Source organism: uncultured Tateyamaria sp. (genome assembly GCF_947494755.1).
GTDB lineage: Bacteria > Pseudomonadota > Alphaproteobacteria > Rhodobacterales > Rhodobacteraceae > Tateyamaria.
On record NZ_CANLVZ010000010.1, the window covers coordinates 96,068 to 108,106 of the forward strand.

Below are 12,039 nucleotides of genomic sequence, written 5' to 3' on the forward strand. Positions count from 1 at the left end.
TCACGCACGGGTGAAAAGGAACATAGCCATGGCTGCGCGCCGCGCCACAACAAAAGGGTTCAAACGGACAGCCTCGCTGCTGACCGGACGGATCAGGCAGGCCAGCGAAAGCCGGGGTTTTGCGCAAAGCCGCCTGTTGACGGATTGGGCGGAGGTGGCAGGTGCAGATGTGGCAGCCATCGCGAGACCGGTCGAGGTCAGCTATGGACGGGGCGGTATGGGCGCGACACTAACATTGCTGACAACCGGGGCACAGGCCCCCATGCTTGAGATGCAAAAGGAGCAGCTGCGCGCCAAGGTCAACGCGGTCTATGGTTACAACGCCATCGCGCGCATCCGGATCACGCAAACGGCGGCCACAGGGTTCGCCGAAGGGCAGGTGGCCTTTGATCATCGCCCCAAAGACAAAAGCCCCAAGGCCCCGAATGCAGAGATGCACAAGGCCGCCGGGCAAGTCGTCGCGCCGGTGGCCGATGACGGATTGCGCGCCGCGCTCGAGCGGTTGGGCGCAAACATTCTGACACGTGAAAAACAAGGAACACGTACATGAACCGTATTGTTGCCATACTGGCCATCGTGATCGGGGTGGCTGGCTATTTTTGGTATTCCTCGACGCAAACCGGCGGCACCTCGCCCGACCAGCAGGCACAGGCCGAGCGATTGCTGGGCGCTGCCAGCGCCCAAACCGCTGCCGAAGACATCGACACATCAGGTGTGGTCGAAATGCAGATCGGTAACCCGGATGCCGCCGTGACAGTCATCGAATATGCCAGCTATACCTGCCCCCATTGCGGCAGCTTTCATACAGGCCCCTACAAGCAGCTGAAAGCGGACTATATCGACACCGGCAAGATCAACTTTGTCTACCGCGAAGTCTATTTCGACCGGTTCGGGCTGTGGGCCTCGGCCATTGCGCGCTGTGCGGGCACACCTGAGTCCTTCTTTGGGATCACCGATATCCTCTACAGTACCCAGGCCGAATGGAGCCGTGCTGGCGGCGGTGATCCAGCCCAGATAGCGGACGAGCTGCGCAAGATCGGCCGGCTGGCCGGCCTGAGCGGCGATGCGGTCGAAGCCTGTCTGAACGATGCCGACCAGTTGCGCACGCTCGTGGCGTGGTATCAGGAAAACGCCGAGGAAGACGGCGTGCGCTCCACCCCGAGCTTTGTGATCAACGGTACGACCTACAACAACATGGCTTACGAAGAAATGGCCCGTCTGATCGAAGAGGCGGCTGGCAGCTGATGTCTGGCGGCGGGCCTCTTTCGGGCCTGCGCGTCGTTGAACTGGCACGGGTTCTGGCTGGCCCCTGGGCGGGCCAGACCCTGTCCGACCTTGGCGCTGAGGTGATCAAGGTCGAAGCCCCGCGTGGCGATGACACGCGCCAGTGGGGTCCGCCCTTTGTCACCCGCGACGGCGATGTGTCGGCGGCGTATTTTCACTCCACCAATCGCGGCAAAGCATCGGTTACGGTCGATTTTCGCACACCGGAGGGCAAGGCCAAGCTGCTGGACCTGATTGGGGACGCCGATATCCTGATCGAGAATTACAAGGTTGGTGGGCTGGCCAAATACGGCCTCGACTATGAGAGCCTGCGCGATCAGTTCCCACGCCTGATCTATTGTTCGATCACAGGCTTTGGCCAAACGGGCCCATATGCGCACCGGGCGGGATACGACTTTATCATCCAAGGCATGTCCGGGTTGATGTCGATCACTGGCGCGCCCGAAGGACAGCCCCAAAAGTCGGGTGTTGCGATCACCGATCTGTTCACCGGGGTCTATGCGACCACGGCCATTCTGGCGGCGCTTCATCAACGCAGCAGCAGCGGACGGGGGCAGCAGATTGATATGGCGCTGCTGGATGTCGCTGTTGCCATGACCTCGAACCAGGGCATGAACTATCTGACCAGCGGGGATGTGCCGGGGCGTATGGGCAATGCCCATATGAATCTGACCCCCTATCAGGTGTTTGATTGCGCGGATGGACATATCATCATCGCCACCGGAAATGACGGGCAGTACCAACGCTTGTGCGAGTTGCTGGGGCTACCGGAGATGGCCTTGGCTCCGGCGTTTCTCAAGAACGCGGACCGCATCGCCAATCGTGATGAAATGACCCGACTGCTGACTGCCGCCACGATCGTGCGCAGCCGGGATGATTTGCTGTCTGCCTGTGAGGCGCGGGGTGTGCCCGCGGGTCCGATCAATGACATGGCGGATGTGATGGCTGATCCGCAGGTCCACGCGCGCGGTATGCAGATCGAGTTGAACGGTGTGCCCGGTATTCGCACGCCCATCCGGTTTTCGGATACCGATCTGACCTTTGATCGTCCCGCGCCGGCCTTGGGTGAGGATGATTGAGGCGCTGACGCGCCGCATGATGTTTTGCATCCCCCTCCGGGGTCTGCGCTTTCCGCTCCGCTTGGGCGGTATTTTTGGTCAAAAGAAGATTATGGGGTGAGCAGGGTATCGAGGGCCGCGTCCAGGTGCGCAGGGTCTGCAATCTGGAGCCGCACGGGAAGTGTGATCACCTTGGAGCGGAAGGCGGGCGGCACTCTGACCGCGTCCTTTTCTGTGGTGACCAGCTGTGCGCCGCGCGCCCGTGCTTCGGTTTCCAACCGGGTGAGGAATGCAGGCGAGAGCGGCTGGTGGTCTGCCAGATTTTCGGCGCGCAGGAGTGTGGCCCCGAGATCATTGAGCGTGTCGAAGAACTTTTGCGGTCGTCCGATCCCGGCAAAGGCGATCAGTGGCGTGTCTGTCCAGTCCATCCCGGTCTGCAAAGGGGCCAATGTGGCCTGTACCCGTGGCAGCTTGGTGTTGGGTGCGAAGCTGGCCTGCGCCGTCGGCGGCCCGATGCTCAGAAGAAGGTCTGCGCGTTGCAGTCCGACATCGCTTGGTTCGCGCAACGGGCCTGCGGGCAGGCACAAGCCGTTGCCGAACCCGGTTTGGGCGTCTACCACAACGATTGAAAGATCATGGACCAGACTTGGGTTCTGAAAGCCGTCATCCAGCACAATCACCTGCGCCCCAGCCTTGATCGCCGCTTGCGCCCCTGCGAGGCGATCCCGCGCGACCCATGTGCGCGCGAAGGCGCTGAGCAGTAGTGGCTCGTCCCCGACGTCTTTGGCGCTGTGTCGGCCCGGATCAACCTCCACCGGGCCTGCAAGGGAGCCTCCATAGCCGCGGCTGATGATGTGCGGGTCGACAAAGCGGTTCCGCAACCGTTCGACCAGTGCCATGACCGTTGGCGTCTTACCGGTGCCGCCTGCGTTGATGTTGCCGACGCAAATGACCGGGACGGGCAACCGTGCGCGAGGCCCTTTGCTGAGCCGGTATGCGGTGGCCTTCCCGTAAAGCGCGCCAAGAGGGCGCAGCAATCTGGCCCGCCAATCGCGCGCACCCTGTTGCGAGGTCCAGAATGCCGGGGTGCGCATCAGGTGAGCCCTTGATCGATGCGGTCCAGATGCGCCTGGACCAGCTCGATGATCCGATCAAGCGTGTCTGCCCCCTGGGTCACGACCTCCCATCCGGCCATGGCCATTTGGGCGGCGTGATCTGGGGCGATCATCTGGATCACGGCGCGGCCCAGGGATTCGGTGGAATTCACGATGCGGGCCGCCCCTGCATTCATCAGTCGGGTAAAAGCGTCCACATGTGCGCCCACATTGGGCCCATAGATCATTGCCGTGCCATGGGCAGCCACGGCGTAGGGGTCGATCACCGACTGCCCCGAGCGCAAGGAACCGCCCAGAAAGGTGACGGGCGCGATCCGCAGCCAGAGGCCAAGGTCTTCGTCATCATCGGCAAGCAGGACCTGGGTGTTGTCATCGGGCAGTTCACCGACGCTCCACCGGGCGATGCGCAGACCCATCTCCTGGGCGATTTCGGCCAGTTTTTCCTCTTCGCTTTGGTCCGAGAAATGCAAGATCAGCAACAGCCGGTGCGAGGTTTTCACGGCGATTCGATGTGCGGCCAGAATCGTGCGCCCCTCGTTGATGGCGGCGCGGGCCGCCAACCAGACGGGCCGTCCCCCCAGGGCTTGCGTCATTTCGGTGATGTCGGTTTCAGCGACACTGAGCGTACGCCCGAACGGATGCAGCGGGGCGGCAAGTTCGATGGCATTGAGCGCCTGCCCCAGTTGCGCAAGTCGCAGGTGGGCCTGCTGATCGCGTGCGATGACGTGCGAGAATTGGGACAACAGCCGCTTGGGGACTTCGGGCAACCATCGGTCGCGCCGCCCGTCAAAGCCGTCGCGGGCCGCGTCAATCAGGATCATGCGCGCGCCACTTTCGGCAGCGGACAGGATCAGATTGGGGCGGAAGCCGCCCCATGACCAGATCACCACATCCGGGCGCCAGTGTTTGATAAACGCATCCGTAACGACAGGATGATCAGGTGGGACATCGGCATTGATCACCGAGGCTCCGCGCTGCACCTCAAAGCCGTCGCTTGCGCAGGTCAGGACGATATGGCAGCCATGCCGCATCGTCGCCAGCCGGTGCGCGAGATCGTTCAGAGCGCGGTTGTTGCCCTCTTCAGCGGCGTGGATCCACACCACTTCGCCTTCGGGGCGGTCTTGCGCGGGCGTATAATCAGGAGGTGCGCGCCGACCCGACAGCGTGCGATAGGCCGCAAGCCCCAGAGATCCGCGCATATGGGGCCTCAGCCCAACTCTTCGGTGGGTGCAGCTGCGTTTTCCTCGTCCCGCAGGCGGTGCAGATGGGCAATGAAATACCGCATATGCGCGTTGTCCACGGTGCGCTGCGCTTCGGATTTCCACGCATTGTAGGCGGTGTCATAGTCAGGAAAGATGCCGACCATGTGCAGGTCGTCCACATTCTTGAACACATTTTTCGAAGGGTCCACCAGTTCGCCACCAAAGACGAGGTGCAGGCGTTGAGACATGGGGCGTTTCCTTTGATCGGTTCGGGAATAAGCGGTGTATCGCGCAGTTTGCGCATATGGCGGCGGGGGTCAAGCGCAGTAGGTCTTTAGTCTGGGGGCCAGTGCGCTATGCACGGGCCCGCTGCCCGCCACCACCCCGTTCAGCGTAGGATGGGGGTTGTTGAATCGTAGGGGCGCGCCGGTCTGGTCCGTGATCGTGCCGCCCGCTTCGGTGATGATCAGTGCGCCCGCGGCGATGTCCCATTCCCAACTGGGCCGCAGGGTCAGCATTGCATCAAAGCGGCCCTCACCTATCAATGCGAGACGGTAGGCGAGGGACGGGCGGTAATGGCGGGTTATGTCGGGTATGCCATCGGTCCAGTGTTTGGGGTCCATGATGGGGCGCGCGGCCAGCACAGTGCTTGCAGGGGACATCGCGGCATTGCTGACCGCAATGGGTTGCCCGTTCAGCGCGGCCCCTGCGCCATGCGCTGCCGCATAGAGCCGATTGCGCAGCGGCAGATACACGACCGCGGCCGTCACCTGACCCAGATGGGCGATGGCGATTGAAATCGCCCATGTCCGTGAGCCTTCGACAAAGCTGCGGGTGCCGTCGATGGGGTCGATGATGAACACAGTGTCGTGCGACAGGCGGGTTGCATCGTCTTCGGTTTCTTCGGACAGCCAGCCATAGTCCGGGCGCGCCGTGCGCAATGTGGCTGACAGGGCGTCGTTCACGGCCAGATCCGCCTCGGTTACGGGGCCTGCATCGCCAGGCTTGTCCCAACGCGTCGCCGTGTCACCGGCAAAGCTGGTCGCCACCCGGCCAGCGATCCGCGCTGCGTCAATCAAAAGGGGCAGGTCAGCTGCCAGCAAGGGTCATTCCGGGTACAAGCAGCGAGGGCACAACGCGGCTAAGGTAGGTGCGGGCATCATTGGCGGGCACTATATTGCGCAGCATCTCGGGCAAGCTGCCCGCAATGGTGCACTCGTTGACCGGATAGGTGACCTCGCCATTTTCGACCCAGAGACCCGCAGCCCCGCGCGAATAGTCGCCCGTGTTGGGGTTGATGGTCGAGCCGATCATTGACGTCACCAGCAGCCCGGTGCCCATGTCGCGGATCAGGTCGGCCTGGCTCGCGCTGCCTTGATCCAGCGCCACGTTCCAATTCGAAGGGCTGGGCGGCGCAGAGGTGCCCCGCGCCGCGTTCCCGGTCGAGGACAGCCCGAGTTTGCGCGCTGAGGCGAGATCAAGAGTCCAGCCCGTCAGGATGCCGTTTTCGACGATGGCACGGCGCCGTGTGGGCAGCCCTTCGCCATCAAAGGGTCGGGTACCCCCTGTGCGGGGGCGGTGAGGGTCTTCGATCAGGTCCAGCGAGGTGGGCAGCACTTGCTGTCCCAACAGATCGCGCAACCATGAGGCTCCGCGGGCGACGCTGGACCCATTGGCCGCGGCCAACAGGTGCCCGATCAGCGAGGATGAAATGCGTTCGTCAAACAGGACGGGATAGGCTCCCGTAGGTGGCTTGCGGGCCCCTGTGCGGGCGATGGCGCGGGTGCCTGCTTCGTGTCCGATCTCGCCTGGCGCGCGCAGATCACTTTGAAAGATACGGCTGTCCGCGCTATAGTCCCGCTCCATCTCGGCCCCTGTGCCTGCGATGGCCACACAGCTTGTGGCCCGGTCGGTGCGCCGATAGCCGCCTGAAAATCCGTTCGAGGCGGCCAGCCAGATGTCGCGCGCTCCGTAAGCGCCGGTGGATTGCTGCACCTGATCGACACCAGCAACGGCCAGCGCGGCGGCTTCTGCGGCCAACGCATCGGCCTGCAACTCTGCCGGGCTGGGTTCGGCCGTCGGATCAAACAGCTCAAGCGCGTCCAGATCCCAGTCGGTAGCCAATTGGCCGGGATCGGCCAGACCCGCATGCGGGTCCTCGGGGGCTTCGTTTGCCATGGCCACGGCGCGGGCGGCCATCTCCTCGATCGTGCGGTCCGAGGCGTCTGACGATGACACGTTGGCCTGCTTCTGGCCCACAAACACACGAAGACCCAGATCAATCCCCTCGGACCGTTCGGCCTGTTCAAGCGCACTGGCGCGCACATCCACCGAGATCGACGTGCCCTGTACCGCCATCGCATCTGCGGCGTCTGCACCTGCGGATTTGGCCGCGTTGATCAGCCGTTCGGTCAGGGTGGACAGATCAGATGGGGTCATAAGAACGCTCCGCAGGGTTGCGCATCAGGTAGAGGTGTCGGGGCTGGGGCGCAAGGGCGCGCGCAGATGCGCCGCCCTTGCCAGTCGGCTCGTGCCCGTTCGTTCAGCGAATACGCTGCCCATTGGCCAGCACGTGACCCTGATCGTTCACTTCGATGCGGGAATTGAGCGTGTCTGCCCCTTCACCGGGCACCGCAAAGAGGCCCATCATCATCCGGGCCCCGATGGCCTGATCCTCGGGCAACAGGCCCATGTTGACCAGCTTGTCCAGCAGTCCGTTGCCGCCCACAAGTTGCAGATCGATGCCGCCTTCGGGGCGAGGCAGCCCGTCAAAGGTGGTCAGATCGGTGTTGTCAAAGACGAAATCGCCCGAGCCCGTCAGCTTGGCCCCTGCGGCGTCGATATTGAGCGTGTTGAGCGTCAGCGCGTTCAACTCACCCGGTACTGCACCGGTTTCTTCGAGTACCTCCGCCTGATCGGCGTCAAGGAGATCAAGCAGCAATTTCGCCTTGCCCGACAGGTCCACCGCGATTGTGGCGGGTTCTCGGGGCAGTTGCGCGCTTGGATCAAACAGCGACCAGATCACATCGGACATGGTGAAATCGCTGAGGGTCAGGCCAAGGCCGAAATCCTGTTCATCCTGTGATTTCTGAAGCGGCATCTGGAAGCTGCTGCCCATTTCAGCCGCGTTGAAGGACACGGGCAAGGGAAAGGCTGACACAAGCATGTTGACCGCCACGTTGCGTTGCACGATGTCATAGGCCAGACCCACCGAACTCATGCTGAAACCGATGGTGGAGCCTTCGGACACGCCATTGATCGTGCCGCTGCCCTCGGGGCCGTTGAAGGACGCGTCATAGGTCCCGCCTTGCGTCGTGAGGGTGCCTGCGCCGAACAAACCGGCTTTGAGCATGGCATTGAAGTCCTGGGTATCGACCCCGAAAGGCATTGCGCCGGTACCGTCGACGCCAACGCCCTCGACTGCACCTGTCACACTGAATGCGCCTTCGCCCGCTGGATCGTTAAAGCTGAGGTCGTAGTCGATTGACGCAATACTCATCACCTGTGCTATCGATCGGCCATCGCCCGAGGTCGTGTCCGTGGTTATGCCCACCTCGTTCATGGTCATGTTCACCTTGGCCACCTGCTCACCAAGGCTCACCCCGTCGACCATCAATTCGGCAAGGTTCACCTGCGCCATCCCCGCCTGATAGACGTAGCGCAGCGCGCTTGGATCGCCGGACGCGACATAGCTGTGATCACTCTGGCTGACATCAATTGCCACGTTGATGGTTTCGCCGGTCTCGCTTTGAAACGCTATCGCGACACTGCTGGTACCCGGCAAGTCGATATCGACGGATCCATCGTCCCTTTCGACAAACTGCATCGTGCCTAGGATGATGCCAGCCGATTCTATTTCATCGGCATCGGCGAAGTCCATATTCAGGACGACATCGTCGACCGTCAGGGTATCGCCCGCCGCCTCTTCATTTCCGCTCACGCTGTATCCGGACTCTGTCATGTAGGACTTCCAGTCCGCCCACACATCAGCAGCGGTCAGGTCTGCAAGGGCTGCCGTGGCGGGCAGGCACAACGCAATCGCGGTGCTCTGGATAAGGCGGGACATACGGGGCATACAAGAATCCTCAATTCACAATTTGGGTGCATCGTCCGCCGTTGGGCGCACAGCGTCAAGGTCACGGGGTAGACGTAAAGCCCTGCCCAGCCTACCACAGGGCAAACTGCGCAAGGAGTGGGATAGTTTGATGCAGGATATGTCGGAAAAGTCGGTTTTGATCACAGGTGCCAGCCGGGGTATCGGGGCGGACACCGCACGCCTGTTCGCCAAGGCAGGCGCGCAGGTGGCCCTGGTGGCTCGTAGCGCCGAAGCCATATCGGACATCGCCACCGAGATCGGGTCCCAAGCCATCGCGATCCCCTGCGACGTCAGCGACTTTGCGGCGGTCGAGGCGGCGGTGGCACAAACGGTGCAGAATTTTGGCGGGCTGGATGTACTGATCGGCAATGCAGGCGCGATTGAGCCGATCTCGCATATGGCAAGTGCTGATCCGGGTGCCTGGTCTCAGGTCATCGACATCAACCTCAAGGGGGTCTTCTACGGGATGCGCGCGGCCTTGCCCGTGATGCTTAAGGCGGGGGGTGGCAGTATCCTCACGATCAGTTCGGGCGCGGCCCACGGTCCGGTCGAGGCGTGGTCGCATTACTGCGCCTCCAAGGCGGGGGCCGCGATGCTGACCGCCTGCGCGCACAAGGAAAACGGCCGCTATGGTATCCGTGCGATGGGCCTCAGCCCCGGCACGGTTGCCACAGAGATGCAACGCGAGATCAAGGCCAGCGGGATCAACCCGGTCAGCCAGTTGGACTGGTCCGACCACATCCCTGCGGATTGGGTGGCCAAGGCGTTGCTGTGGATGTGCAGCGCCGATGCAGATCACTGGATCGGCTCAGAAATTTCGCTGCGTGATCCCGACATTCGCGCGCGGGTCGGCCTCGCGTGATTGAGGCGGACACAGACGGGCCGATCTGGACGCTGACAATCAACCGCCCCGACAAGGCCGGCGCATTGACCGAAGAGATGTTGCAAGAGTTGGTCGCGCAGTGCCGCGCAGCCAAGGACGCCCGCGCCCTGATCCTGACTGGCACGGGCAAGGTGTTCAGCGCCGGTGCGGATCTAGATGCGGCAAAGGCCGGTTTGGCCGTCTCCCCTTTGTGGGAGGAGTTGTCGGGTGCCATTGCGGCGCTGCCCTGCCTGACAATTGCCGCGCTCAACGGGACGGTCGCAGGGGGGGCAAACGGAATGGTGCTGGCCTGCGATATGCGGATCGCCGCCCCCGGCACCAGATTTTTCTATCCGGTGATGCGGCTTGGATACCTGCCGCAACCCAGTGATCCGGTGCGCATGGCGGCGCTGATCGGGCCCGCGCGGACCAAGATGGTGCTGCTGGCGGGACAAAAGATTGATGCAGCCACCGCCTATCAGTTCGGGCTGGTTGACGAAATCATCGAGGATGGGGATGTGACCGGGCGCGCGCGGGTTTTGTGTAGCGACGTGCTGAATGCTGATATGGTGACGGCGCGAACAATCAAGGCGTTGTGCCGCTGACGGACCACCCGTCCTGCGAGTAGCAAGAAACTGAAAAATGTGATACGATTCGAGGGCGTTTCAGATGGCCCGAGACAACCATATCATACGCCCTGCGCGCCCCACCCGCCCTGCGAAGGCTGCGCCAAAACCGCTGACCCGCGCGGAACGCGTCGCGTTGCTGGCTGCGTTTGCCTTGGGCAAGGTGGCGCATGATCTTGACAGCAAAGCTGGCCCACCCCCGATCAAGCCGCGCCGCTGACCTAACGTTTGCGCCGCTTGCCCGGCACCTTTGAGGCAAAGCCGGGCGGGCGCTTGGCCACCCATTCAGCGAATTTGGCGAGGCGAGGATGGGCACGCAACGCCTCGGGTGTGGCATAGTCGCGGGCCAGTTCCGTCTCTGTCAGGGTCGCGTGAATTTCCGGCCTTATGTATCAAACGCACCAAAACATCTGACACGTGATCCGTTACAACGTTGTCATGACACGCAGATACTTCCGCCCGCTTAAACCCAAGACCGTGATCGACACGCTGCACTACGTCCGACAGGAAATGGTGCGCGAGGAACGCGATGGGCTAGAGCATGTAGATTACCTTCTTAGGTTATACGGTGCCGAGCCTATGGCGCTCAACATGCCAGCAAAGACGCCCAAGGACTTCCGCAAGGGCGAGCTGCGTCGGATGGTTCTTGAAACGCTTAGGAGTGGCCCGCAGACAGGGGCGGACCTTGCGAATGCGATCCAATCTTGCAAACCCAACCTAACCTATCAACAGGTTTACAGGCGGGTCTACGTATGTCTATGGGGTCTGAAAAAGGCAGGCCGAGTTAGACACACTGGGCGATTTTGGCTAGCGCCCAACTAGTCTCGCCATCACGCAAGATCAGAACGATCCATTCTTACGCATGTGCAACACATCTAGTCGGCATATAAACCTGACAATATCTGGATGAAGACCATGATGCGCAGCTATCTGATCTTCGTCCATCTCCGCAGCTATCATTGGCTCTACCACGCTGTGCGGTAAAATCATCTCAGCCGCAGCCAGTAGGCCGTCGTCGTCTGCCGCCACTCTCGGTGTATAGGGCATGTCCACGCTGCTGAGTTCGTCGAATAGCTGTGAGACTGCCAGAGGTGTAGATGCGTATTTTTCAGGGGGTGTGAAGCAGTGCATCATCTCTTTTACCGCTACAAACTCCTTCCAATGCGGGTGCAAGTCTCGGTGGACGAAGACATGTGCTACGTCTGGTTCTTCCCCACTACTCACCAATCTTACAAACATACCATCTATGGGACGTTCAAGCATTTCGACGGATAGATTGATTCGTCCAATTGATGAGTGTTCAGATGCCTCGACCGCGTCCCAAATTTCTTGGACACGCATAGCAGCGTTCATCGACCTGCCAGATTTGGCAAGACGATACTTTCGCAATTGCTCAGAAATGTGAGAAAACTTCATGGTGTGACCCTACAATATTGCTAGGGACGCACCGATCATGTTGTGTTCATCCAGCTACACGGCACTACTTAGCCGAGTGTGGACGCATCTTCAAGGATTTCAGCGTGTTTAACAATGTTGGCCATGTTCGCATCAACATCAGATGCTTTTTGGCCATCAATGTCATCAACATTCATGATAAATTTGATATCACGCACCTCATATCCAGGGTGTTTTTCCTGGAGTGCTGCGAAAAGTTTTTCCATTGTGCACCTCCTTGTGCGTGTTAGATTAGTGGTCGCTTAGCACGACCATTGCAAGTCCACTAGACATCAATCACGACATTTTGGCAAAAATACGTCGCGGAAGCTCCTTTTCCTCTCAAAAGAACTTCTCATGAT

The 12,039-nt window shown here is 61.1% G+C and carries 14 protein-coding genes and 1 pseudogene; 6 read left to right on the forward strand and 9 right to left on the reverse strand.

Annotation, left to right across the window (positions count from 1 at the left end; genetic code table 11):
• The first annotated feature begins 28 nt into the window (after positions 1-28).
• The 3 genes from Q0908_RS13520 to Q0908_RS13530 are packed head-to-tail and all read left to right on the forward strand — an operon-like array spanning position 29 to position 2,363.
• Positions 29-550: a DciA family protein gene (locus Q0908_RS13520; RefSeq protein ID WP_299285291.1), complete on the forward strand. Its 522-nt coding sequence runs from the start codon at positions 29-31 to the stop codon at positions 548-550.
• Positions 547-1,245 carry a thioredoxin domain-containing protein gene (locus Q0908_RS13525; protein ID WP_299285294.1) on the forward strand — a complete coding sequence of 233 codons (699 nt, stop codon included), beginning with the start codon at positions 547-549 and terminating at the stop codon, positions 1,243-1,245. Before Q0908_RS13520 ends, Q0908_RS13525 begins: the two co-directional genes overlap by 4 nt.
• On the forward strand, positions 1,245-2,363 hold the full coding sequence (locus tag Q0908_RS13530; RefSeq protein ID WP_299285298.1) for a CaiB/BaiF CoA-transferase family protein: 1,119 nt from the start codon (positions 1,245-1,247) through the stop codon (positions 2,361-2,363). Before Q0908_RS13525 ends, Q0908_RS13530 begins: the two co-directional genes overlap by 1 nt.
• 89 nt (positions 2,364-2,452) lie before the next feature.
• On the opposite strand, the gene lpxK is transcribed toward Q0908_RS13530, so the two are convergent.
• From lpxK to Q0908_RS13560, 6 genes are all read right to left on the reverse strand, one after another.
• Positions 2,453-3,436: a tetraacyldisaccharide 4'-kinase gene (gene lpxK, locus Q0908_RS13535; protein WP_299285301.1), complete on the reverse strand. Its 984-nt coding sequence runs from the start codon at positions 3,434-3,436 to the stop codon at positions 2,453-2,455.
• On the reverse strand, positions 3,436-4,656 hold the full coding sequence (locus Q0908_RS13540) for a glycosyltransferase N-terminal domain-containing protein (protein ID WP_299285304.1): 1,221 nt from the start codon (positions 4,654-4,656) through the stop codon (positions 3,436-3,438). Before Q0908_RS13540 ends, lpxK begins: the two co-directional genes overlap by 1 nt.
• An 8-nt stretch (positions 4,657-4,664) precedes the next feature.
• Positions 4,665-4,907 carry a DUF4170 domain-containing protein gene (locus Q0908_RS13545; RefSeq protein ID WP_299147152.1) on the reverse strand — a complete coding sequence of 81 codons (243 nt, stop codon included), beginning with the start codon at positions 4,905-4,907 and terminating at the stop codon, positions 4,665-4,667.
• Between the two features lie 69 nt (positions 4,908-4,976).
• Entirely contained in the window at positions 4,977-5,762 is a 786-nt protein-coding gene (locus Q0908_RS13550) for a 3'(2'),5'-bisphosphate nucleotidase CysQ (protein WP_299285308.1), read from the reverse strand.
• Positions 5,749-7,098: a TldD/PmbA family protein gene (locus Q0908_RS13555; protein ID WP_299285311.1), complete on the reverse strand. Its 1,350-nt coding sequence runs from the start codon at positions 7,096-7,098 to the stop codon at positions 5,749-5,751. Before Q0908_RS13555 ends, Q0908_RS13550 begins: the two co-directional genes overlap by 14 nt.
• A gap of 103 nt (positions 7,099-7,201) precedes the next feature.
• A complete protein-coding gene (locus tag Q0908_RS13560) occupies positions 7,202-8,734 on the reverse strand; it encodes a DUF2125 domain-containing protein (RefSeq protein ID WP_299285314.1) in 1,533 nt (510 codons plus the stop codon).
• 130 nt (positions 8,735-8,864) lie between these two features.
• Here Q0908_RS13560 and Q0908_RS13565 point away from each other — a divergent pair, with 130 nt between their 5' ends.
• The 3 genes from Q0908_RS13565 (at position 8,865) to Q0908_RS13575 (ending at position 10,463) form a co-directional block, all read left to right on the forward strand.
• A complete protein-coding gene (locus tag Q0908_RS13565; RefSeq protein WP_299285317.1) occupies positions 8,865-9,617 on the forward strand; it encodes an SDR family oxidoreductase in 753 nt (250 codons plus the stop codon).
• Entirely contained in the window at positions 9,614-10,222 is a 609-nt protein-coding gene (locus tag Q0908_RS13570) for an enoyl-CoA hydratase/isomerase family protein (RefSeq protein ID WP_299285320.1), read from the forward strand. Before Q0908_RS13565 ends, Q0908_RS13570 begins: the two co-directional genes overlap by 4 nt.
• A gap of 64 nt (positions 10,223-10,286) precedes the next feature.
• Complete coding sequence (locus Q0908_RS13575) at positions 10,287-10,463, forward strand: hypothetical protein (RefSeq protein ID WP_299285323.1); 177 nt, start codon at positions 10,287-10,289, stop codon at positions 10,461-10,463.
• 1 nt (position 10,464) lies between these two features.
• On the opposite strand, the pseudogene Q0908_RS13580 reads toward Q0908_RS13575, so the two are convergent.
• From Q0908_RS13580 to Q0908_RS13590, 3 genes and pseudogenes are all read right to left on the reverse strand, one after another.
• Positions 10,465-10,623 (reverse strand): annotated as a pseudogene (locus Q0908_RS13580) (HNH endonuclease); the annotation flags it as partial.
• 460 nt (positions 10,624-11,083) lie between these two features.
• Positions 11,084-11,659, reverse strand: coding sequence for a hypothetical protein (locus Q0908_RS13585; RefSeq protein WP_299285326.1), 576 nt, complete (start codon positions 11,657-11,659; stop codon positions 11,084-11,086).
• 68 nt (positions 11,660-11,727) lie between these two features.
• Positions 11,728-11,904, reverse strand: a complete 177-nt coding sequence (locus tag Q0908_RS13590; protein ID WP_299285329.1) for a hypothetical protein — start codon at positions 11,902-11,904, stop codon at positions 11,728-11,730.
• Positions 11,905-12,039 lie beyond the last annotated feature (135 nt).